Genomic DNA, 21,183 nt, shown 5'->3' with positions numbered 1-21,183 from the left:
TAAACGCGTCTACACGCCCTTCAGCGCCAGGCTGACCGCCAGCGCGGCCATGACCACGGCGATGATGCCGTCCAGCACGCGCCAGGCCGACGCGCTGGCGAAGAACGGGGCGAACAGGCGGGAGCCTATGCCGAGCACGGCGAGCCACAGCAGGCTGGCGGTGAAGGCGCCGGCGGCGAATGCCATGCGCGCTTCCTCGAAGCCGTGCGCCAGCGAGCCGACCACCACCATGTCGAGCCAGAAGTGCGGATTCAGCAACGAAAAGCCCAGCGCGCCCAGCATGGCGGCGCGGCGCGATGGCACCACGTCGCGGGCGGCGGCCAGGCCGCCGGTGGCGGTCCAGGCGCGGCGCGCCGATTGCAATGCGTACCAGGACAGGAAGGCCACGCCGAACCACAGCACGGCGGTTGTCAGCCAGGGGAACCAGGCGGTGAGCGCCTGCAGGCCGGACACGCTGGCGAAGATGAAGACGGCGTCTATCAGCGCGCAGATGGCGACCACGCTCAAGAGGTGGGCGCGCATCAGTCCCTGTCGCAGGATGAACGCGCTTTGCGCGCCCACGACCGCGAAGAGGCCCAGCCCGGTGGCTGTACCGCTGGCCCAGGCAGTGAAGAAGAGGGGGGATGACAACGTGGCGAACATGACCTGCACCTGTGCTGCTACGCCTGTGGCGGCGTTTGGATGACAACGCGGGGCGCTATCGGCGCTCCGGTAATAAGGCATTTTCGCTTGCGGTGAATATGAAATAAAGCTAATTTTCCTTCACTATCTTAAGTAAATCTAATCTCATGAAAATCGATCACGGCAACCTGCGCGCCCTGGCCGCGGTGGTGCGGGAAGGCAGTTTCGAGCGGGCGGCGCTGTCGCTGAGCGTCACGCCATCCGCGGTGTCGCAACGGATCAAGGCGCTGGAGGACCGCATGGGCCGCCTGCTGGTCCAGCGCACCGTGCCGGCGGTAGCCACGGCGGACGGGCAGGTGCTGGTGCGGCTGGCCGAGCAGACGGCGTTGCTGGAGCATGACGCGCTCGACCGCCTGGGCGTGGCGGACGACGATGTGCCGTATGCCAGCATCCCCGTCGCGGTCAATCATGACAGCCTGGAGACCTGGTTCGTCGACGCGGCGGTGCAGTTCTCCGCGCGCACCCGCGCCACGCTGGACATGCAGTCCGAAGACCAGGACCACACCGCGGCGCTGCTGCGCAACGGTTCGGTGCTGGGCGCGGTGACCGCCCTGGCCGAGCCGGTCCAGGGCTGCCGCATCCATGCGCTGGGCAGCATGCGCTACGTGGCCACCTGCACGCCGGAATTCCACAAGCGCTACTTTTCGCAGGGCGTCAACGCCCAGACGCTGGCGCAGGCGCCGGTGCTGGTGTTCAACCGCAAGGACGCGCTGCAGGCGCGCTTCGCGCACAAGATCGCCGATCCCGCACCCTGGCAGCCGCCGGTCTGGTGGGTGCCGTCGACACGCGCGTTCGTGCAGGCCACGCTGGGCGGCCTGGGCTGGACCATGAATCCGCTGCCCTTGGTGCAGGAACACCTTGATGCAGGTCAGCTGATGCTGCTTCGAGGCCGCGCCTGGGAGGATGTACCGCTGTATTGGCAGCATTGGCGGGTAAACTCCGAAGCGATGGAAGCCCTGACGGATTCGGTCCTGTCAGCTGCCCGCAGCCTGGTCAGGCGGCGTTAACCCACTAGGAGAACAACCCATGAACATCCGCAAGTTCGCTGTCATTGCCGCATTGGGCCTGTGCACGGCCGGCTCGGCCTGGGCGAAGGACTACAAGGTTGGCCAGATCGAGGTCGACGACCTCTGGGTGCGTGCGTCGGCGCCTGGCCAGTCCAATGGCGCGGGGTATATGGACATCGATAACGACGCCAAGGCTGCTGACCGCCTGCTGTCGGTGTCGTCCGACGCGGCGGAACGCGTCGAACTGCACACGGTGCAAACCGAGAACGGCGTCTCGAAGATGCGTCAGGTGGAAGGCGGCATCGCGTTGCCGGCGGACACCGAGGTCAAGCTCAGCCCGGGCGGCTACCACGTCATGTTCATCAAGCTGAAGGCCCCGTTCGCCGAAGGCGGCACGGTCCCGGCCACGCTGAAGTTCGAAAAAGCCGGCGAAGTCGCCGTGCAATTCAAGGTCAAGCCGGCCTCGCACAACCCCGGCATGAACCACGGCAGCATGAACCACGGCACGATGAAGCATTAAGCGCCAGGCGCTGCACGCGCCTGACGGCGCGGGTGTAGTCGCATGAAAGACTAAGCCGGCCCAGGGGCCGGCTCAGGCAGATCCTCGCTATTGGGGCAGGTCCGTCGTCAGACTAGAGGCAGACCCGCCCGCATCAAGCCGGTCTCCCCCAATCGGGGCCGCGCGGAGCCGGGCTCTGCCGGTCCGCAGCGGCGCCCCCCTGGGGGGGAAGCGCGCAGCGCTTCGGGGGGGGGATTAATACAAGCCTTGCTGACGCATCGCGTCAGCCACCTTCACGAAGCCGGCAATGTTGGCGCCATCCAGGTAGTTCACGTATTCGCGCTCGCTATGGCCGTGGCGCACGCAGTTCTCGTGGATGTCGCGCATGATGGCGTGCAGGCGCGCGTCGACTTCCTCGCGCGTCCAGGACAGGCGGGCCGAATTCTGGGCCATTTCCAGGCCGGACACGGCCACGCCGCCGGCGTTGCTGGCCTTGCCCGGGGCGTACAGCACGCGGGCGGCGATGAAGGCCTTGGCGGCTTCCAGCGTGGCCGGCATGTTGGCGCCTTCGGCGACGCACAGCACGCCGTTCTTGATCAGCGTTTGCGCATCGGCCAATTCCAGTTCGTTCTGGGTGGCGCAGGGCAGGGCCACGTCCACCGGCACGTGCCACGGACGCTTGCCGGACTCATAGGTCAGGCCGAATTGGCGGGCATAGGTGTCCAGGCGGCCGCGCAAGTCGTTCTTGATGTGCATCAGCGCCACCAGCTTCTCGTGCGTGAAGCCGGCTTCGTCCACCACGGTGCCGTTGGAGTCGGAAACGGTCACCACCTTGGCGCCGAGCGCCATGGCTTTTTCGATTGCGTACTGGGCGACGTTGCCCGAGCCCGACACGGACACGCGCAGGCCGTCGAAGGACTTGCCCACGCGCTTGAGCATTTCTTCAGCGAAGTACACGGTGCCGTAGCCGGTGGCTTCGGGGCGGATCAGGCTGCCGCCGAAGGTCAGGCCCTTGCCGGTGAACACGCTGGCGGTCGAGTTGGACAGCTTTTTCATCATGCCGGCCATGAAGCCGACTTCGCGCGCGCCCACGCCGATGTCGCCGGCCGGCACGTCGGTATCCGGACCCAGGTGGCGGTACAGCTCGATCATCAGAGCCTGGCAGAAGCGCATGACTTCGGCGTCGGACTTGCCCTTGGGATCGAAGTCGGAGCCGCCCTTGCCGCCGCCCATGGGCAGCGTGGTGAGCGAGTTCTTCAGGGTCTGCTCGAAGGCCAGGAACTTCAGGATGGACAGGTTCACCGAGGGGTGAAAGCGCATGCCGCCCTTGAAGGGGCCGATGGCCGAGCTGTGCTGGATGCGGAAAGCGCGGTTGACCTGGGCCTGGCCGCGGTCATCGGTCCAGCACACGCGGAACTGGATCACGCGTTCCGGTTCCACCAGACGCTCGAGTACAGCATGCTCGGCGTAGTGGGGGTGCTTCTCGATGAAAGGCCAGAGACTCAGCATCACCTCCTGGACGGCTTGCATGAACTCAGGCTGCTGCGGGTCGCGCGCGGCGACGCCACGCAGGAAGTCGTCCAGACTCTGCACTTTCAACATGATCTCCTTGGGGGTGCTTCGAATAGGTGCGGACTGCGCCGGATTGGGGCGCGAAAATTCTTTTTGGTGCACGGCTGCACCTGTATGGTGCGGGAATTGTAGGGGCAAAATGTTGCCCTGCGCAAAGCCGAAAAATAGTGCCATCACCTTGATATCAAAGCACTTTTTCTTTTATTTTAATGGGGACGTATTGATGGCTGGATTCGGGTGGATGACGTGTTCATGAGGGAGATTTGGGCAGAAATGCTTGAATTCCCTAGGGAAATAAATATGTCCCCGTTTATTTAACCCAAGAAGTATTGCGCCCTTGCGACTTCCGCAGAGGGAAGGAACGCTGGTCTGAGGCATGTTTGGGCTGGCACGAAGGTCGTTGCCTGCTTAATGCGTCCCCGTTATTTATTTGAGCGAAATCATTCCCCGGGGGCAGGATTACAACTGCGCGGCAGCCAGCCCCGCGCCCAAGGCCATCAAGACCGCTCCCACCACCCGATCGGCCGCAAGCTGATGATCCAGCAGCAGCCGCCGCAGGAAAGGCGAGGACACCGACCACGCCACCACGCCGAACCAGATCCAGTGCGCCAGCGACATGAACAGGCCGTAGCCGAACTGCCACGACAGCGGCGTGCCGGGCGACACGACCTGGGTATAGGTGCTGACCACGAACAGCGTGGTCTTGGGATTGAGCGCGTTGGTCAGAAAGCCGCTGTATAGCGCCTGCCAGTCCGAGATCGGCGGGCGGGCCGACAAGTCGCGGCTGACCTGGGTGCGGTTGAAGAAAGTCTTCCAGCCCATGTAGACCAGGTAGCAGGCGCCCGCGAGTTTGATGCCCTGCAGCACGGGCTGCGCGTAATGCGCCAGCAGGCTGACACCGAACATCGTATAGAACACGTGCACCTGCACGCCCAGCGCGATGCCCAGCGCGCAGATCAGGCCGGTGCGGCGGCCGAACAGATAACTGTTGCGCGTGACCATGGCGAAGTCCGGCCCGGGGCTGATGACGGCAAGAATGGTGATGAGGGCGACGGCGATCAGTTCGGTCATGGCAATAGGGCGGCAGGTTGGGAAAGGGAGCCGGCATTGTGGGACGCTGGCGCGCGCCGGAAAAACGATTTCTAATGCCGCTTATCCGTGAGAAAAAATCACCTTTAGCCATGAAACTGCCACCGCTCAATACGTTGCGGGTGTTCGATGCCGCGGCCCGTCATCAGGCTTTCGGCAAGGCGGCCGAAGCGTTGCACGTGACGCATGGCGCCGTCAGCCGGCAGATCCGGCTGCTCGAGGATGCGCTGGGCGTGGCGCTGTTCGAGCGCCGCAATCGGGCTGTTTTCCTGACCGATGCCGGCAGGCAGCTGTTCGAGGTGACGAGCGCGCTGTTCGAGCAGCTGACAACTGGCCTGGCCAAGCTGCGCCAGCCGGCGGCGGACGCGCCGCTGGTGCTGTCCTGCGAGCCCACCATCGCCATGATGTGGTTGATCCCGCGGCTGCCGGACTTCCAGCACGCCCATCCCGGCGTGCAGGTGCATCTGTACGCTGCGGGCGGACCGGTCGATTTCGGCGCCCAGGGTGTGGACGTAGCCCTGCGCCGCAATGACTTCGATGGGGACCCGGCCCTGTATGCCGAGCATGTTTGCGAGGAGTGGACGGGACCGGTGTGCCGGCCGGGATTGGTCGGCGCCGCGGGCGCGGATCCGGCTGAAGCGGATTGGGGCGGGGCGCCAGCGCTCAGCAGCGCGACGCGTCCGCTAGCCTGGCGGCAATGGTCGCGGGCAGCGGGTATGAAACCCCCGCGCCGGACCGGACCGGCCTACGAGCATTTCTATCTGAGTTTGCAGGCCGCCGCCGCCGGTTTGGGGGTGGCGATAGGTTCGGCGCTGATGGCGTGCGACGCCTTGCGCGACCGCCGGCTGCAGGCGCCTTGCGGCTTTGCCCGTGACGGTTCGGCCTATGTACTGCTGTCGCCGCGGTCTTGTTCAGAAGATCCGCGGGCGGCAGCGTTTCTGGAATGGTTGCGCCGGGAAGCCGCCGCAACGCTAGGGGAAGCGGCGGGTCAGAGCGTGGCGTCGTAGTCGATCGTCAGGGGAGCGTGGTCCGAGAAACGCTCGTCCTTGTAGATGGCCACATTGCGGGCGCGGGCGGCGATGCCCGGCGTGGCGATCTGGTAGTCGATGCGCCACCCCACGTTCTTGGCCCAGGCCTGACCGCGGTTGCTCCACCAGGTGTATTGGTCCGGGCGGTCATCGATGGTGCGGAACACGTCGACGAAGCCGCGCTTGTCGAACACGTCGGTCAGCCAGGCGCGCTCTTCGGGCAGGAAGCCCGAGTTCTTCATGTTGCCCTTCCAGTTCTTCAGGTCGATTTCCTTGTGCGCGATGTTCCAGTCGCCGCAGATGATGAACTCGCGGCCGGTGGTCTTGTGTTCGTGCATCAGGGCGTCGATCCAGGGGCCGAAGCGGTCCAGGAAGCGGTACTTGGCCTGCTGGCGCTCGTCGCCGCTGGAGCCCGAGGGCAGGTAGGCGCTGATGACCGACAGGTTCTTCCAGTCAGCGCGGATGATGCGGCCTTCGGGATCGAATTCCTCGCATTCCAGGCCGGCGTTCACCCGCTCGGCCGCGTCGCGCAGATAGATGCCCACGCCGCTATAGCCCTTCTTCACGGCATGGTGGAAGTGGCCGGTATAGCCGGGCGGGTGGCGCAGGTCGTCGGTCAGGTCTTCGTCGGATATCTTGATTTCCTGAAGGCACAGCACGTCGGCGGCGTGCTTTTCCATCCAGGGTTGCAGGCCCTTGCGGAAGGCGGACCGGATACCGTTGAGATTGATCGACGTGATGCGCAGCAAAGCGAAACTCCTGTTGAGCGGCCGCCAGGGCCGGGGCAATGGCAGCAATTTAACCGACTCCGCGCCGCCGCCCGGGAATAGCCCCGACAGCGGATAAAATGCTGGCGTTTGCCATCTACCGGACCTTTACGCATGCCCGCCGCCCAATCTTCCGCCACCGCCCTGGATTTCGTCCGCTTCGCCCTGAACGAGGGCGTGCTGCGTTTCGGCAGCTTCAAGGTCAAATCGGGTCGGATCAGTCCCTATTTCTTCAATGCGGGCCTGTTCAATAGCGGACGCTCGGTCGGCAAGCTGGCGCAGTTCTACGCCCAGGCGCTGCTGGATTCGGGCGTGGAATTCGACATGCTGTTCGGTCCGGCCTACAAGGGCATCCCGCTGTCCACGGCAACCGCCGTGGCGCTGGCCGGCCACCCGGACATGAAGGGCGGCGACGTGCCTTTCGCGTACAACCGCAAGGAAGCCAAGGACCACGGCGAGGGCGGCACCCTGGTCGGCGCGCCGCTCAAGGGCAAGGTCGTCATCATTGACGACGTGATCACCGCGGGCACCTCGGTGCGCGAATCGGTCGAGATCATCCGCGCGGCCGGCGCCGAGCCTGCCGCCGTGCTGATCGCCATGGACCGCATGGAACGCGCGGGTCCGGACGACGCGCTGTCGGCGCATTCTGCCGTGCAGGACGTGGCCAAGACTTACGGCATGCCGGTGGTGTCGATTGCGTCGCTGGCGGACATTCTGGCCTTGCTGCAGGATGATGCGTCGTTCGCCGAACACCGTGAGGCGGTGTTGGCTTATCGGACGAAGTACGGGGTGAAGTAAACCTCGTCCTTGGCGAGTAGAAAGGGGCGGCCAGGTGCTGCCCTTTTTTTAACCGTAGCTTGCCGCTGGCTCGGCGACGCCGTGGGGTTGGCCAAAGACGGCAACACCGCTCGCCCGGGCGGCATCCGCCAGCTTGCGATCAAAGGTGGCCAGATAGCCGTTGGTTCTTTGGGCCAGTTCGAGATAGCTGGCATCGTAGACGGTCAAGCCGTGCGTTCGAGCCAGCAGATAGCTGCGGGCCACGCTGGAAGATGGGGCGGCCGGATCCGGAAGTATGGGCAGGCGTTCGAGTAGCTGTCTGAACGAGAACAGCTGACCCGCCGACGCCCGTTGGCTACGTTCGGCGCGCAACATGCCGTTCTCGACTTCCGTGTGCCAGATGAGGGGCACCGTGTTTTCAGATTCGTGGGCCGTTTCCAGCAGATGCCGGGCCATCAGCGCTTCGTGGGCGTCCGCGCGGTCGACCAGCCACGCCAGCGCAAGCGAGGCGTCCGGTATCAAGTGGATCGGATTCATTCCCGGCCCTCTTCGACCCAGGAACGGATGACTTCGTGGGGGACGGCCGGTGCTGGCTTGAAGCTTTTCATTGCCTCAAGCGCATCATGGGCATCCAGCGACGTGCTGGGTAGGACCGGGGTCAACCTGGCGCAGAACACGCCGTCCAGTGAAATGATGAAATGCTGGCCTTCGCGGACCGCCTGCAGGTGGTCGGAAAAGCTGTGCAGTAGTTCGCTGGTGCTGATTTCCAGGTAGTTCATGTCCAAGCCTCCGGGCAAAAGTCGACCAGATCATTCTTGGATAAACGAAGGGCCACGGCAATATGCCGCGGCCCTTCGTTTCGTCTGATACGTCAGGAATGCGCCCGTTGCCGGGGCGTCCTGCGCGGTCAGCTATCCAGCTTCTGCTTCAACAGATCATTCACCTGCTGCGGATTCGCCTTGCCGCGGGCGGCCTTCATGATCTGGCCCACCAGCGAATTGAACGCCTTCTGCTTGCCGGCCCGGTACTCTTCCACGATGGCCGGGTTGGCGGCCAGCACCTCGTCGATCATGGCGCCGATGGCGCCGGTGTCGCTGATCTGCTTGAGCCCGCGCGCCTCGATGATGGCGTCAGGCTGACCGCCGTTCTCGCCGGCCCACATGGCGCCGAAGACTTCGCGGGCGATCTTGTTGGAGATGGTGCCGTCGATGATGCGGCCGATCAGGGCGGCCAGCGCCGGCGCCTGGACCGGAGAGTCGGCGATGCTCTTTTCGTCCTTGTTCAGGGCGGCGGAGACTTCGCCCATGACCCAGTTGGCGGCCAGCTTGGCCTGGCCGGCCGGCAGCGCGTTCGCCACCGCCTGGAAGTAGGCGGCCAGGTCGCGGCTGACGGTCAGCTGGGCGGCGTCGTAGGCGGGCAGGCCGTACTCGGATTCGAAACGGGCGCGCTGGGCGGCCGGCAGTTCGGGCATGGCGGCGCGGACCTCGTCGACCCAGGCGCTGGAGATCACCAGCGTGGGCAGGTCGGGGTCGGGGAAGTAGCGGTAGTCGTGCGCGTCTTCCTTGCTGCGCATGCTGCGCGTTTCGTCGCGGTCGGCATCGTACAGACGGGTTTCCTGGACCACCGTGCCGCCATCCTCGATCAGCTCGATCTGGCGCCGCGCTTCATAGACGATGGCGCGTTCCAGGAAGCGGAACGAGTTGACGTTCTTGATCTCGGTGCGGGTGCCGAATTCCTTCTGGCCCACGGGACGCACGGACACGTTGGCGTCGCAGCGGAACGAACCTTCCTGCATGTTGCCGTCGCAAATGCCCAGCCACACGACCAGGCTGTGCAGGGCGCGGGCGTAGGCCACGGCCTCGGCGGCCGAGCGCATTTCGGGTTCCGTCACGATTTCCAGGAGCGGCGTGCCGGCGCGGTTCAGGTCGATGCCGCTGCCGGGGGCGCCGTTGGCCAGGCTGAAGTCGTCGTGCAGGGACTTGCCCGCGTCTTCTTCCAGGTGGGCGCGCGTCAGATTGACGGTTTTCTCTTCCTCGCCGACGAAGAAGGACAGCGAGCCGCCCACCACCACCGGCAGCTCGTATTGGCTGATCTGGTAGCCCTTGGGCAGGTCGGGGTAGAAGTAGTTCTTGCGCGCGAACACCGAGCGCGGCGCGATGGTGGCGCCCACGGCCAGACCGAAGCGGATGGCGCGTTCGGCGGCGCCGCGGTTCATGACCGGCAGGCTGCCCGGCAGCGCCAGGTCGACCACGTTGGCGTGGGTGTTGGGCGCGGCGCCGAATTCGGTGCTGCTACCCGAAAAAATCTTGGAGTCCGTGGAAAGCTGGGTGTGCGTTTCCAGGCCGATGACGATTTCCCAGTTCATGTTCTCAGCCTTGCTGGACCGGGGCACGCGTGTGCCAGTCCGTCACTTGTTGGTAGCGGTCGGCGATGGCCAGCAGGCGGCCTTCGTCGAAATAGTTGCCGATGATCTGGAGGCCCACCGGGCGCTGGTTGCCAGCGCCACCGAAGCCGCAGGGGATCGACATCGCAGGCAGGCCGGCCAGGCTCACGCCCAGCGTGTAGACGTCGGCCAGCCAGTCGGCCGTGGGATCGTCGCGGTTGTCGCCGATGTTCTTGGCCACCGTGGGCGTCACCGGGCCCATGATCACGTCGCACTGGTCGGCGTAGGCGCGCTGGAAGTCTTGCGCGATCATGCGGCGCAGGCGCTGCGCCTGCAGGTAGTAGGCGTCGTAGTAGCCGTGGGACAGCACGTAGGTGCCGATCAGGATGCGGCGCTTGACCTCGTCGCCGAAGCCTTCGGCGCGCGAGCGGCTGATCATTTCGTTCAGGTCGCCGTACTGGGCGGCGCGGTGGCCGTAGCGCACGCCGTCGTAGCGCGCGAGGTTGCTGGACGCTTCGGCGGGGGCGATGACGTAGTAGGCGGGAATGGCGAGTTCGGTGCGCGGCAGCGACACCGGCACGCGCACGGCGCCCAGGGCTTCGAACTGGACCAGCGCGGCCTCGACCGCGGCGGCCACGTCGGGCGCCAGGCCGGCGCCGAAGTACTCGGCGGGCACGCCGATGCGCAGGCCTTTCAACGGCTGGCTGCCGGCGGCGTCGAAACGGCCCTGGGCCGCCTCGAAGTCGCGCCGGACGCGGCCGGGCGCGTTGGCGGCGGCGTCGCATTTTTCCAGGCTGGTGGCGTCGCGCGGATCGAAGCCGCTGATGACGTCCAGCAGTTCGAGCAGGTCCCGGGCGCTTTCGGCCAGCGGGCCGGCCTGGTCCAGGCTGGAGCCGAAGGCCACCATGCCAAAGCGGGATACGGTGCCGTAGGTGGGCTTGATGCCGCTGACGCCGCACAGGGCGGCGGGCTGGCGCACCGAGCCGCCGGTGTCGGTGCCGGTGGCGGCCGCCACCAGGCGGGCGGCCACGGCGGCGGCCGAGCCGCCCGAGGAGCCGCCGGGCACGGCGGCGTGGTCCCAGGGGTTCTTGACCGCGCCGTAGGCGGAGTTCTCGTTGCCGGAACCCATGGCGAATTCGTCGCAGTTCAGCTTGCCGAGCGACACGGCGCCCGCTTCGCCCAGGCGTTCGACGACAGTGGCGTCGAACGGGCTGACGTAGCCTTCGAGCATCTTGCTGCCGGCGGTGGTGCGCCAGCCGCGGGTGACGAAGGCGTCCTTGTGGGCGATCGGGATGCCCGCCAGCGGGCCGGCCGAGCCGGACGCCAGCGCGGCGTCGGCGGCGCGGGCCTGGGCCAGCGTCAATTCGGCGTCAATATGTAAAAAGCAATTCAGGCCGCTGGCCGCTTCGGCGGCCGCCAGGCCGCTTTGGGCGAGCTCGACGGCGCTGATCTGGCGTTGCGCAAGGGCCGCGCGCAGGGCGGCGATCCCCTTGAATTGGGTGTGCAGAGCGGGTTTCGTCATGACTTAATCCAGGACCTTGGGAACCAGGAACAGGCCTTCCTGGGCGTCGGGGGCGTTGGCCAGCAGCTCCTCGCGGCGGGCCTCCGAGCTGGGTTCGGTCACGACATCTTCACGCAGGCGCAGCACGATGTCCTCATGGGCGGACAGCGGGTGAGCCAGGGGTTCGACCCCCTGGGTATCGACGGACTGGAGCCGTTCGATCAGGTGGAGGATGCCGTTGAGTTCGGCCTGCGCGACGGTGCGCTGGCCGGGGGTCAGTTCGATTCTGGCCAGCCGGGCAATGCGGGCCACATCTGTGTCATTGAGCGCCATGGGGGATTGCAAATCGATAAGCGAAGGCCGAGGGGCGGGACAGGGCAGTATGCATACGCCGAACCCGTTACAAAGCTTGAATAGCCTGCATTTATGCGCTATTTCCGGGGAAATTATAAGTTATGATTCACGGTTTAATCGCCGTGATGACAGGCGGACCCGTTGTTTTACGGGCCCTACGCCCCGCGGCATGTACCTCATTCCCCCCAGAATTTAGCTGAGCTCCCATGTTCGGATTCCTGCGCAGTTATTTTTCCAGCGATATGGCGATCGACCTCGGTACCGCCAACACGCTGATCTACGTCCGCGGCAAGGGCATCGTGCTCGATGAACCGTCCGTGGTCGCAATCCGTCATGAAGGCGGTCCCCACGGCAAGAAGATCATTCAAGCCGTCGGCCATGAAGCCAAGCAGATGCTTGGCCGCGTTCCCGGCAATATAGAAGCCATCCGGCCCATGAAGGACGGCGTCATTGCCGACTTCACGGTCACCGAGCAGATGCTCAAGCAGTTCATCCGCATGGTGCACCCCCGCAACATGCTGGCGCCCAGCCCGCGCATCATCGTTTGCGTGCCCTGCGGCTCCACCCAGGTCGAACGCCGCGCCATCCGTGAATCGGCCCTGGGCGCGGGCGCGTCCCACGTCTTCCTGATCGAAGAACCCATGGCCGCGGCCATCGGCGCCGGCCTGGCCGTGTCCGACGCCAGCGGCTCCATGGTGGTCGACATCGGCGGCGGCACCACGGAAGTGGCGGTCATCTCGCTGGGCGGCATGGTCTACAAGGGTTCCGTGCGCGTGGGCGGCGACAAGTTCGACGAAGCCATCGTCAACTACATCCGCCGCAACTACGGCATGCTGATCGGCGAACCCACCGCCGAACTGATCAAGAAGGAAATCGGCTCGGCGTTCCCGGGATCCGAAGTCCGCGAGATCGAGGTCAAGGGCCGCAACCTGGCCGAAGGCGTGCCGCGCAGCTTCACGGTCTCGTCCAACGAGATCCTGGAATCGCTGACCGACCCGCTGAACCAGATCGTCTCGGCCGTGAAGATCGCGCTGGAACAGACCCCGCCCGAACTGGGCGCCGACATCACCGACAAGGGCATCGCCCTGACCGGCGGCGGCGCGCTGCTGCGCGACCTGGACCGCCTGCTGCAGGAAGAGACCGGCCTGCCCGTCGTGGTCGCGGACGATCCGCTGACCTGCGTCGTGCGCGGTTGCGGCGAGGCGCTGGAACACCTTGAGAAACTGGGCGCCATCTTCATCAACGACTAATTTTGCCCGCCAGCCCGGAGCCCCGCTTTTTCACGGCTCCGGCCGCTGCCGGAGCGACGGACGCGGGCGTCCGGGCTGATATTCATGCAACGACAAGGGACTCCTCCCCTATTCAGGCGCGGCCCACCTGCGGAGGTGCGGCTGGTCGTTCTGGTCGTCCTTGCGTTGGCCCTGATCGTCATGGATTCGCAATGGCGCATGCTGGAACCGGCGCGCCGCGCAATGTCCGTCGCGCTGTATCCCTTCCAACGCGCCGTCATGGCGCCGCGAGACCTCGTCCAGCAAGTGAACGAATGGGTCAACGCGGCCAATCTCATCCGTAGCGAAAACGAAGCCTTGCAGCGCCAGCGCATCGAGCTGGCCCAGGTGACCACGCATGGCGCCCAGCTGGCTGCCGAGAACTCGCAGTTGCGCCGGCTGCTCGGGGTGACCGATACCGTGGCGCAATCCGCGGTGGTGGTCGAGGTCATGTATGAACCCACCAACGCATTCACGCAGCGCCTGGTGTTCAACAAGGGCAGCAAGGCGGGGCTGGCCCCGGGCATGCCGGTGATCGACGAAGGCGGCGTGGTCGGGCAGATCGTGCGCGTCACGCCCATGACCGCCGAGGCGGCGCTGGTCACCGACGAACAGGTCTCCATCCCCGTGCAGCTGCTGCGCAACGGCCTGCGCCTGATTGCGTTCGGCGGCAACTCGCCCGGCAAGATGGAAGTTCGTTACCTTGCCGCCAACGCCGACATCAAGGAAGGCGATACCATCGTCACCAGCGGCGTCGGCGGGCTGTTCCCGGCAGGCCTGCCCGTGGCCAAGGTGACCTCGGTCGAACGCGACACCGCCTCCGGCTTCGCGCGCGCCGTATGCGAACCGCTGGCCCATCCCGAACGCTACCGCCACTTCCTGGTCTTGCAGGTCGATGTGGAGCGCGCCGAGTCCAACCGTCAGGAGGTCGATTCCGGTGGATCGGACTAATCAATCCTCGGGGCAGGCCGCGCGCCGCCTCGGCACCCCCAGCAACGTGCAGCCCGACCGGCTCTCCGGCCCGGCGCACGGCTTGTTCGTCTGGGCCACGGTGCTGGTGGCGTGGCTGGTGTCGCTGCTGCCCTGGCGCCTGTGGCAGGGCGCGCCCGACATCCTGCTGCTGATCATCGCCTTCTGGTGCGTGCATGAGCCGCGCCGCGTCGGCTTGTTCACTGCCTTCTTCTTTGGGCTGCTGATGGACGTGCACGACGCCGGCCTCTTGGGCGAGCACGCGCTGTCGTACACGCTGGTCGCCTACGGCGCGGTGGTGCTGCACCGCCGGCTGCAGCGCTTCGACCTCTGGAGCCAGGCCATGCACATGCTGCCTGTGTTCTTCATTGCCCGCTTCGTGACCCAGATCATCCACGCATGGCTGGCCGGCAAATGGCCGGGTTGGGACTGGGGCATCAGCGTGCTCCTGACCACCGCCTTGTGGCCGCTGGCGGGCTGGGTTCTGCACTTGCCGCAGCGCGGTGTCGACGACGCTGAATCCTCCTCCGCCTGACGGCGGCGCCGCGTCATGTTCGAATTCAAGAAAACCGGCCAGCAGCAGAAGCAGCGTTTCCGCCTGCGCGCCTGGGTGGGCGGGCTGTTCGCGTTGGCCTGCTTCGGCGTGCTCATCGGCCGCTTCTGGTACCTGCAGGTCGACCGCTACGAGGGCCTGTCCGAGCGCGCCGACCGCAACCGCATCGCGGTCGTGCCCATCCCGCCGCGACGCGGCGAGATTCTGGACCGCAATGGCGAGGTGCTGGCGCGCAACTACCGCACCTATACGCTGGAGGTCGTGCCGGCACAGGCAGGGAACCTCAGCGCGCTGTTCGAACGCCTGACCGAAGTCGTGTACATCAGCCCGGCCGACCAGCGCCGCTTCAAGCGCCGCGCCGCCGAGTCCAGCCGCTACGCCAGCCTGCAGCTGCGCAATAACCTCAACGAAACCGAAGCCGCCTGGTTCGCCGCGCATTCGTTCCAGTTCCCGGGCGTGGAGCTGCGCGCGCGCTGGGTGCGCGAGTATCCGCAGGGCGTGTCGGCGGCCCACGTGGTCGGCTACATCGGCCGCATCGCCGAAGGCGATATCGAAGAACTGGACCGCGCCGGCCAGCTGGGCAACTATCGCGGCACCGACGTCATCGGCAAGAAGGGCATCGAAAAGACCTGGGAGGAGCAGCTGCACGGCCGCACCGGCCTGGAAGAAGTCGAAGTCACCGCAGGCGGACGCCCCATGCGCACGCTGCGCCGGATCGACCCGGTGCCGGGGTCCGACATCATGCTGTCCATCGACCTGGGGCTGCAGAAGGTGGCCGAAGCCGCATTCGAGGGGCAGCGCGGGGCGCTGGTCGCCATCGACCCCGATACCGGCGAGGTACTGGCCTTTGTCTCGCAGCCTTCCTACGACCCGAACCTGTTCGTGGACGGCATCGACGTGGACAATTGGCGCATGCTGAACGAATCGCCGGACCATCCCCTTATCAACCGGCCGCTGTACGGCACCTATCCCATCGGCTCGACCTACAAGCCCTTTGTGGGCCTGGCCGCGCTGGAACTGGGCAAACGCCGCGCCACCGATCGCATCTCCGACCCCGGCTATTACGAATTCGGCGGCCAGAAATTCCGCAACGCCGGCGGCGCGGCCTATGGCATGACCGACATGCACAAGGCGATCGTGGTGTCGTCCGACACCTATTTCTATTCGCTGGGTCCGGAAATCGGCGTGAACGCGCTGCATGATTTCGCCAAGCAGTTCGGCTTCGGCCAGATCACCGGCATCGACCTGGAAGGCGAAAAGCGCGGCGTGCTGCCTTCGACCGACTGGAAACGCTCGGCCTACAAGGACAAGGACCGCCAGCGCTGGTACGCGGGCGAAACGATTTCGGTGGCGGTGGGCCAGGGCTACAACGCATTCACGCTGTTGCAGCTGGCGCAGGGCACGTCCACCCTGGCCAACAACGGCCTGTACCGCCGCCCGCACCTGGTGCACGCGGTGCGTGATCCGCGCAGCGGCGTGGCCAAGGCCACCGAGTCCGCGCCCGACTACCGCATTCCCCTCAAGCAGGCCAACGTGGATGTGATCAAGAACGCCATGGCGGATGTGGTGCGCGCCGGTACGGCGCGGCGCGCGTTCGCCAATACGGCCTACCAGGCGGCCGGCAAGACCGGCACCGCGCAGGTGTTCAGCCTGCGCGGCGGCCATTACCGCGCCAGCGCCATCGACGAACGCCTGCGCGACCACGCCTTGTTCATGGGCTTTGCGCCGCTTGAGCATCCGCGCATCGCGGTGGCGCTGATCGTCGAGAACGCCGGCTGGGGCGCGAGCGTCGCCGCTCCGGTCGCGCGCAAGGTGTTCGACTATTGGCTGGCCAAGGACCGTCAGGACAAGATCGTGCGGCCCGACCGCGCCGACCCCCTGGCCTCGGTCGAGGAAATCGCTTCCGACGTGGTGCGCCGATAATGAAACGCCTGGGCCTTATCCTGCTACGTGTGTTCACGGCCTTCGATTGGCCGCTGCTGGCGATCCTGCTGATGTTCGCCGCGCTGGGCATGACGGTCATGCATTCCGCGGTGGGCGGCACGGACTGGCGCTTCGCCGAACAGTCGCGCAATTTCATCATCGCCTTCTTTGCCATGTGGACCATGGCCCTGATTCCGCCGAAGTGGCTGATGAAGCTGGCCTTGCCCTTCTACGTGGTGGGGGTGGTGCTGCTGCTGGGCGTGGAGTTCTTCGGCGAAACCAGCAAGGGCGCGACCCGCTGGCTGAACCTGGGCGTGACCCGCATCCAGCCTTCCGAGATGATGAAGATCGCCGTGCCCATGATGCTGGCCTGGTACTTCCAGCGCCACGAAGGCGCTGTCCGCATCCGCGACTTCCTGGCCGCCGCCGCCATGCTGGCCGCGCCTTTCGCCCTGATTGTGCTGCAGCCCGACCTGGGGACGGCGCTGCTGGTGTTTGGCGCCGGCTTCTTCGTGATCTATTTCGCGGGCCTGTCGTTCAAGCTGCTGGTGCCGGTCATGCTGGCGGGCATCATCGGCATAGGCACGCTGATCTACTACGAAGACCAGTTGTGCGAGCCAGACGTGGACTGGGTGGTGCTGCACGACTACCAGAAGCACCGGGTGTGCACGCTGCTCAACCCCAGTTCCGATCCGCTGGGCAAGGGCTTCCATACGATCCAGTCGATGATCGCGGTGGGCTCGGGCGGGGTGTACGGCAAGGGCTACATGAAGGGCACGCAGACGCACCTGGACTTCATCCCCGAACGCACCACCGACTTCATCTTCGCGGTGTACGCGGAAGAATTCGGACTCTACGGCGGCATCGCCATGCTGGTGCTGTATGGGCTGATGATGGCGCGAGGACTGACGATCGCGTCACGGGCATCGTCGCAGTTCGGCAGGTTGCTGGTCGGGGCGCTGACGATGATGCTGTTCATCTATGTATTCGTGAACGTGGGGATGGTGACGGGGATTCTGCCTGTGGTGGGGGTGCCGTTGCCGTTCATGAGCTATGGGGGGACGGCTTTGTTCACCATGGGGATTGCGTTTGGGATCATGATGAGTGTTAGTCGGCATCGGTCGGTTAAGACTTGATCTTTTTGGCGGCTGCGCGTTCTTCGTAGGTCGCCCGTAGGCGCGGGCGGCGTGGCGGCTCGCGCCCACGATTGCGGTCCGGAGCGTTCGCTCCGGACTTCCCCATCCTCATCCTCGTCACCGCCTGCGGCGGTTCCTTCGGATTCCGTCGGGCGCATCGAGGTTGCGAGCCGCCACGCCGCCCGCGCCTACGGGCTACGTACGTCTTGGGTCGCTGCGCTGCTAGATCCGTGATCGGTGACGAGTCTTGCGTTGCCCGTAGCTTACGGCCGCGCGGGCGGCCGTAAGCTACATACGTGGTTTTGGGCGTCGTGGCGATGGTCGCTTGCGCGTTTGCGGAGCGTGGTTTGCTAGTGGCCGCTCATCATTGGGGTGGGGCGGTGATGGGTGGTGCGCGGCAGGCAGCGGCTTGCGCTTGAGGATTTTCTCGCGCGCACCACCCATCCGGCACCGTGGCTTAGCGGTCGGTGATGATCAACGGCCTGGTGACGTTCGGTGATGAGCAGCACCCTTGAGGCGTTAACGCTGATGGGTGTCTCACACGCGCGCAGCGTCATTCTCAACCGTAAGACACCGCGGAAGCCTCGGAAGGCCGCCCGGGCGGCCGGCCCGAGGCGAGCCCCGCAAGATCCACCGCCATACCCCACCCGTTGCTAGAAAGCCAAGCACACAGCTCGCCCCAGCTGAGGCCGAATTGCAGTTGAACGAGCCCGTCGCGTCGGCGGCCCGCCATGCGCGGGGCGTCGATAAGCCCGACGGAATCCGAAGGAACCGCCGCAGGCGGTGACGAGGATGAGGATGGGGCAGTCCGGAGCGAAGGCTCCGGACCGCAATCGTTGCCCCGCGCATGGCGGGCCGCCGATGCGACGGGCGTCTTAAGAACCCAAAACGCCCGAAAGCAAGCAAATAAACGTTACCCGCAAGAACCGCCTACAACCTCAAGCAGGCAACGCCTCAGGCACCCCAAGGTCGACCGCCAGCTTGGTAAGACCATCCCAAATCCGGCTATCGAACGTCAGCGTATCCTCGTTAAGCGCCCGGTTGCGAGCTTCGTACTCGCCCGGATACTGCACGCCTTCGACGCCCGGTTGCGGCTTGCAGGCGTGCAGGTAGTCGATGAACGCACCCACCTCCATCGACCGCCAATCCGTATTGAAGTCCACCTGCGGATCCAGCAGCAGCGCGAACATGTTGTTCGTGGCCACGCCGGTGCGTGGATGCTGCGGCTGGATCGTGCCGCCGCCAGACAGCACGCCGGCCAGCAGTTCGGCCACCAGACCCAGGGCATAGCCCTTGTGGCCGCCGAACGGCAGCAGCGCGCCGGGCGGGTCGGTGAACAGCGCGTTGGGATCCGTGGTCGGATTGCCCTGGGCGTCGATCAGCGAGCCCGCGGGCGCTTCCTCGCCCTTGGCGGCCAGCACCCGCGCCTTGTTGACGGCGATCGAGCTGGTGGCCATGTCCACCAGGAACGGCGGACGGCCGCCCGGCAGCGGGCCGGCGAAGCACAGCGGGTTGGTGGTCAGGCAGGCCTGCGCGCCGCCGAAAGGCGCCACGGTCGGCGAGCGGTTGATCACGTTGGTGAAAGCCAGCAGGATCAGGCCCTTGGCCGCCACCATTTCCCCGTAGTGGCCCATGCGGCCCAGGTGATGGCTGTGACGCAGGGTCAGGATGCACTGGCCGTGCTCCTGTGTGCGCTCGATGGCCTTCTCGATGACGACCTTGCCGACATACTGGCCCAGCCCGTGGTGGCCGTCGTAGGCCAGCATTGCGCCGCGGTCGTTGACCAGTTCGGGCCGGCCGTCGGCCTGGGCCAGGCCCTCGGACAGCACGCGCCGGTAGTTCGTCAGGATGGACAGGCCGTGGCTGGTGTAGCCCACCCGGTCGGACTCGACCAGGTGCTCGGCCACGTCGCGGGCGATGTCCTCGGGCACGCCTTGGGCCATCAGCACACGGCGGCCGTATTCATTGGCTTGGGCGATCGAAATCTTCATGACGCGCCCTCCTTACAGCCAGCCCAGCCAGCGCCAGTAGGTCATGCCCATCAGCAGCATCAGCAGGTAGCCGACGATGGTGACGATGATGCCGACCTTGGCGAACTGCTTGGCGTTGAAGGTCTCCGTTCCCAGGCACACCATGTTCTGCGGCGCGTTGATGGGCAGGATGAAACCGTAGCTGACGACAAAGCCCAGCAGCATGGTCATGCCCAGGCGGCTGAATTCGCCCGGCAACGTGGCCAGCACCGAGATCAGGATCGGCAGCATGGCCGAGGTCAGCGCGGTGGCGCTGGCGAAACCCAGGTGGATGACAATGAGGAAGGCGGCCAGGATCGCGAAGATCGCCAGCGGTCCGAGGTGGTCCAGTCCGGTGTGCGCCACGACCTGGTTGCCCAGCCATTGGCCAGCCTGGGTCGTCAGCAGGGCAGTGCCCAGGCTGATACCGACGCCGAACACGATCACGGTGCCCCATGGGATGCGCGATTGCACGTCTTTCCACGTCATCACGCCAAAGCGCGGCAGCAGCAGCAGGACCAGGCCGAAGTAGGTGGTGGAAGTGGTGTCGAACTTGTGCAGCTTGCCTTCGGTCGACCAGAACAGCAGCAGCATCAGCGACACGGCCATCAGGCGTTTTTGCGCGCCGGTCATGGGGCCCAGTTCAAGCAGCGACTTCTCGACGGCTTCCTTGCCTCCCGCGATGCTGTCGCTTTCCGGCGGCAGCAGCTTGAGCACGATGATGATCAGCACGGCCGACATGATCAGCGACCAGGGGGCGCCAGCGATCAGCCAGTCCGACCATGCCACGCGTTCGCCCAGCATCTTTTCCATGAAGCCGACGGTCAGCAGGTTCTGCGCGGCGGCGGTCTGGATGCCGACGTTCCAGATGCTGGTGGCCTGCGCCACGATGATCATGATGCCGGCGGCGATGTTGGAACGCTTGTCCACGCCGAAGGCTGCGATGACGCCCATCATGATGGGCACCACGGCCGCGCTGCGCGCGGTGGCGCTGGGCACCACGAGGCTCAGTACGATGGTCACGGCGATACATCCGATCAGGATGCGGCGCGTGCTGGTGCCCACCTTGGCCAGCGTCACCAGGGCGATGCGCCGGTCCAGCCCGGTGAAGGTCATGGCGGCCGCAATGAACAAGGCGCCGGTGACCAGCGCCAGCGCCGAGTTCGCGAAGCCGGTCAGCGCCATGCTGATCGCGGCCGAGGTGCCATAAACCACTTGCGGGTCTTTGATTGTCGGAGCCGTGCCCAGCAGGAAGGCCATCAGCGTCGTGATCATGATCGCGCTGGCTTCGTAGGACACGGCTTCGGTAATCCAGACCACCACTGCGAATGCCAGGATGGCGAGCATCCGGTGACCCGCGACGGGCAGGTCGGCGGGCAAAGGCATCATCAGCACGCCGATCATCACTAGGACGCCGGCGATGAGTCCGATTGGAATTTTGGTTTTCTTTGGGGCTTGCGAGGCAGGGACGGCGGCTTGCGCGGTCATATCCATCTCCGGTTGAGGTCAAACTGCCGACACACCGCCCCGCGAGCAACGGGATAGGTCAAATCGGTGTGTCGACGCTACAGCATGATCGTGACGGCATTGCGGAAAACCCGTATTGATACTGATCAAGCCTGTGGAGATTTGGGCTTGTGGAAAACCTCTGACGGGCATTATGCTCG

Annotated in this window: 20 protein-coding genes; 9 read left to right on the top strand and 11 right to left on the bottom strand. The window is 65.6% G+C overall.

What is annotated here, in order from left to right; all coding sequences use genetic code 11:
• Positions 1 to 9: 9 nt before the first annotated feature.
• Entirely contained in the window at positions 10 to 642 is a 633-nt protein-coding gene (locus IB258_RS20385) for a LysE/ArgO family amino acid transporter (RefSeq protein WP_054457287.1), read from the bottom strand.
• Positions 643 to 788: 146 nt separating this feature from the next.
• Between IB258_RS20385 and IB258_RS20380 the strand changes: the two genes are divergently transcribed.
• Together IB258_RS20380 and IB258_RS20375 are read left to right on the top strand one after the other, a co-directional pair.
• Positions 789 to 1,688 (top strand): LysR family transcriptional regulator ArgP, encoded by a 900-nt coding sequence (locus tag IB258_RS20380; RefSeq protein ID WP_059379996.1) that lies wholly within the window; start codon positions 789 to 791, stop codon positions 1,686 to 1,688.
• 19 nt (positions 1,689 to 1,707) lie between these two features.
• Complete coding sequence (locus IB258_RS20375) at positions 1,708 to 2,208, top strand: copper chaperone PCu(A)C (RefSeq protein WP_119450180.1); 501 nt, start codon at positions 1,708 to 1,710, stop codon at positions 2,206 to 2,208.
• A 234-nt stretch (positions 2,209 to 2,442) separates the two neighbouring features.
• Here the strand turns inward: IB258_RS20375 and gdhA are convergent, their stop codons facing one another.
• Both gdhA and IB258_RS20365 read right to left on the bottom strand, forming a co-directional pair.
• Complete coding sequence (gdhA, locus tag IB258_RS20370; RefSeq protein WP_054456908.1) at positions 2,443 to 3,789, bottom strand: NADP-specific glutamate dehydrogenase; 1,347 nt, start codon at positions 3,787 to 3,789, stop codon at positions 2,443 to 2,445.
• A gap of 429 nt (positions 3,790 to 4,218) precedes the next feature.
• Positions 4,219 to 4,830 carry a LysE family translocator gene (locus IB258_RS20365; RefSeq protein WP_125471797.1) on the bottom strand — a complete coding sequence of 204 codons (612 nt, stop codon included), beginning with the start codon at positions 4,828 to 4,830 and terminating at the stop codon, positions 4,219 to 4,221.
• 110 nt (positions 4,831 to 4,940) lie between these two features.
• On the opposite strand from IB258_RS20365, the gene IB258_RS20360 reads away from it, so the two are divergent.
• Positions 4,941 to 5,855, top strand: a complete 915-nt coding sequence (locus tag IB258_RS20360) for a LysR substrate-binding domain-containing protein (protein WP_192353117.1) — start codon at positions 4,941 to 4,943, stop codon at positions 5,853 to 5,855.
• Here IB258_RS20360 and IB258_RS20355 read toward each other — a convergent pair.
• The gene (locus tag IB258_RS20355) at positions 5,837 to 6,625 is read right to left on the bottom strand and encodes an exodeoxyribonuclease III (protein ID WP_054456902.1); all 789 of its coding nucleotides are present in this window, start codon (positions 6,623 to 6,625) and stop codon (positions 5,837 to 5,839) included. The two genes, IB258_RS20360 and IB258_RS20355, sit on opposite strands and share 19 nt — an antisense overlap.
• A gap of 132 nt (positions 6,626 to 6,757) precedes the next feature.
• Here IB258_RS20355 and pyrE point away from each other — a divergent pair, with 132 nt between their 5' ends.
• On the top strand, positions 6,758 to 7,441 hold the full coding sequence (gene pyrE, locus IB258_RS20350) for an orotate phosphoribosyltransferase (RefSeq protein ID WP_054456901.1): 684 nt from the start codon (positions 6,758 to 6,760) through the stop codon (positions 7,439 to 7,441).
• 48 nt (positions 7,442 to 7,489) lie between these two features.
• Here the strand turns inward: pyrE and IB258_RS20345 are convergent, their stop codons facing one another.
• From IB258_RS20345 to gatC, 5 genes are all read right to left on the bottom strand, one after another.
• Positions 7,490 to 7,957, bottom strand: coding sequence for a type II toxin-antitoxin system VapC family toxin (locus IB258_RS20345; protein ID WP_192353116.1), 468 nt, complete (start codon positions 7,955 to 7,957; stop codon positions 7,490 to 7,492).
• Positions 7,954 to 8,199: a type II toxin-antitoxin system Phd/YefM family antitoxin gene (locus tag IB258_RS20340; protein WP_054456897.1), complete on the bottom strand. Its 246-nt coding sequence runs from the start codon at positions 8,197 to 8,199 to the stop codon at positions 7,954 to 7,956. The genes IB258_RS20345 and IB258_RS20340 overlap by 4 nt, the downstream gene beginning before the upstream one ends.
• Positions 8,200 to 8,327: 128 nt before the next feature.
• Entirely contained in the window at positions 8,328 to 9,785 is a 1,458-nt protein-coding gene (gene gatB, locus IB258_RS20335; protein WP_054456895.1) for an Asp-tRNA(Asn)/Glu-tRNA(Gln) amidotransferase subunit GatB, read from the bottom strand.
• Between the two features lie 4 nt (positions 9,786 to 9,789).
• Positions 9,790 to 11,325, bottom strand: coding sequence for an Asp-tRNA(Asn)/Glu-tRNA(Gln) amidotransferase subunit GatA (gatA, locus tag IB258_RS20330; protein WP_175162430.1), 1,536 nt, complete (start codon positions 11,323 to 11,325; stop codon positions 9,790 to 9,792).
• A 3-nt stretch (positions 11,326 to 11,328) separates the two neighbouring features.
• Positions 11,329 to 11,637, bottom strand: a complete 309-nt coding sequence (gatC, locus tag IB258_RS20325; protein WP_192353177.1) for an Asp-tRNA(Asn)/Glu-tRNA(Gln) amidotransferase subunit GatC — start codon at positions 11,635 to 11,637, stop codon at positions 11,329 to 11,331.
• 227 nt (positions 11,638 to 11,864) lie between these two features.
• Here gatC and IB258_RS20320 point away from each other — a divergent pair, with 227 nt between their 5' ends.
• From IB258_RS20320 to rodA, 5 genes are all read left to right on the top strand, one after another.
• Complete coding sequence (locus tag IB258_RS20320) at positions 11,865 to 12,908, top strand: rod shape-determining protein (protein ID WP_006216320.1); 1,044 nt, start codon at positions 11,865 to 11,867, stop codon at positions 12,906 to 12,908.
• Positions 12,909 to 12,992: 84 nt separating this feature from the next.
• Positions 12,993 to 13,877: a rod shape-determining protein MreC gene (gene mreC, locus IB258_RS20315; protein ID WP_042796087.1), complete on the top strand. Its 885-nt coding sequence runs from the start codon at positions 12,993 to 12,995 to the stop codon at positions 13,875 to 13,877.
• On the top strand, positions 13,864 to 14,430 hold the full coding sequence (gene mreD / locus IB258_RS20310) for a rod shape-determining protein MreD (protein WP_054456889.1): 567 nt from the start codon (positions 13,864 to 13,866) through the stop codon (positions 14,428 to 14,430). Before mreC ends, mreD begins: the two co-directional genes overlap by 14 nt.
• Positions 14,431 to 14,445: 15 nt before the next feature.
• Positions 14,446 to 16,371, top strand: coding sequence for a penicillin-binding protein 2 (gene mrdA / locus IB258_RS20305; RefSeq protein ID WP_175213027.1), 1,926 nt, complete (start codon positions 14,446 to 14,448; stop codon positions 16,369 to 16,371).
• Positions 16,371 to 17,507 (top strand): rod shape-determining protein RodA, encoded by a 1,137-nt coding sequence (rodA, locus tag IB258_RS20300; RefSeq protein WP_054456885.1) that lies wholly within the window; start codon positions 16,371 to 16,373, stop codon positions 17,505 to 17,507. The genes mrdA and rodA overlap by 1 nt, the downstream gene beginning before the upstream one ends.
• Before the next feature lie 938 nt (positions 17,508 to 18,445).
• Here the strand turns inward: rodA and IB258_RS20295 are convergent.
• Both IB258_RS20295 and IB258_RS20290 read right to left on the bottom strand, forming a co-directional pair.
• Entirely contained in the window at positions 18,446 to 19,498 is a 1,053-nt protein-coding gene (locus tag IB258_RS20295; RefSeq protein ID WP_119450185.1) for an Ldh family oxidoreductase, read from the bottom strand.
• Between the two features lie 12 nt (positions 19,499 to 19,510).
• The gene (locus IB258_RS20290; protein ID WP_054457779.1) at positions 19,511 to 21,004 is read right to left on the bottom strand and encodes a DASS family sodium-coupled anion symporter; all 1,494 of its coding nucleotides are present in this window, start codon (positions 21,002 to 21,004) and stop codon (positions 19,511 to 19,513) included.
• Between the last annotated feature and the right edge of the window lie 179 nt (positions 21,005 to 21,183).

The sequence above is a fragment of the Achromobacter sp. ACM02 genome (genome assembly GCF_014851605.1).
Taxonomy (GTDB): Bacteria; Pseudomonadota; Gammaproteobacteria; order Burkholderiales; family Burkholderiaceae_B; genus Achromobacter; species Achromobacter aegrifaciens.
Note: the sequence above shows the minus strand (reverse complement) of the source record. Positions and strands in the feature narration are given on the sequence as shown.

What these genes read in the sequence shown, in the direction of transcription:
- pyrE (WP_054456901.1), top strand. Translation starts at nt 6,758, where the DNA reads ATGCCCGCCGCCCAATCTTCCGCCACCGCCCTGGATTTCGTCCGCTTC.
- IB258_RS20375 (WP_119450180.1), top strand. Translation starts at nt 1,708, where the DNA reads ATGAACATCCGCAAGTTCGCTGTCATTGCCGCATTGGGCCTGTGCACG.
- IB258_RS20380 (WP_059379996.1), top strand. Translation starts at nt 789, where the DNA reads ATGAAAATCGATCACGGCAACCTGCGCGCCCTGGCCGCGGTGGTGCGG.
- rodA (WP_054456885.1), top strand. Translation starts at nt 16,371, where the DNA reads ATGAAACGCCTGGGCCTTATCCTGCTACGTGTGTTCACGGCCTTCGAT.
- gatC (WP_192353177.1), bottom strand. Translation starts at nt 11,637, where the DNA reads ATGGCGCTCAATGACACAGATGTGGCCCGCATTGCCCGGCTGGCCAGA.
- IB258_RS20365 (WP_125471797.1), bottom strand. Translation starts at nt 4,830, where the DNA reads ATGACCGAACTGATCGCCGTCGCCCTCATCACCATTCTTGCCGTCATC.
- gatA (WP_175162430.1), bottom strand. Translation starts at nt 11,325, where the DNA reads ATGACGAAACCCGCTCTGCACACCCAATTCAAGGGGATCGCCGCCCTG.
- IB258_RS20345 (WP_192353116.1), bottom strand. Translation starts at nt 7,957, where the DNA reads ATGAATCCGATCCACTTGATACCGGACGCCTCGCTTGCGCTGGCGTGG.
- IB258_RS20295 (WP_119450185.1), bottom strand. Translation starts at nt 19,498, where the DNA reads ATGAAGATTTCGATCGCCCAAGCCAATGAATACGGCCGCCGTGTGCTG.
- mreC (WP_042796087.1), top strand. Translation starts at nt 12,993, where the DNA reads ATGCAACGACAAGGGACTCCTCCCCTATTCAGGCGCGGCCCACCTGCG.
- IB258_RS20290 (WP_054457779.1), bottom strand. Translation starts at nt 21,004, where the DNA reads ATGACCGCGCAAGCCGCCGTCCCTGCCTCGCAAGCCCCAAAGAAAACC.
- mrdA (WP_175213027.1), top strand. Translation starts at nt 14,446, where the DNA reads ATGTTCGAATTCAAGAAAACCGGCCAGCAGCAGAAGCAGCGTTTCCGC.
- gatB (WP_054456895.1), bottom strand. Translation starts at nt 9,785, where the DNA reads ATGAACTGGGAAATCGTCATCGGCCTGGAAACGCACACCCAGCTTTCC.
- IB258_RS20385 (WP_054457287.1), bottom strand. Translation starts at nt 642, where the DNA reads ATGTTCGCCACGTTGTCATCCCCCCTCTTCTTCACTGCCTGGGCCAGC.
- IB258_RS20320 (WP_006216320.1), top strand. Translation starts at nt 11,865, where the DNA reads ATGTTCGGATTCCTGCGCAGTTATTTTTCCAGCGATATGGCGATCGAC.
- IB258_RS20360 (WP_192353117.1), top strand. Translation starts at nt 4,941, where the DNA reads ATGAAACTGCCACCGCTCAATACGTTGCGGGTGTTCGATGCCGCGGCC.
- IB258_RS20340 (WP_054456897.1), bottom strand. Translation starts at nt 8,199, where the DNA reads ATGAACTACCTGGAAATCAGCACCAGCGAACTACTGCACAGCTTTTCC.
- gdhA (WP_054456908.1), bottom strand. Translation starts at nt 3,789, where the DNA reads ATGTTGAAAGTGCAGAGTCTGGACGACTTCCTGCGTGGCGTCGCCGCG.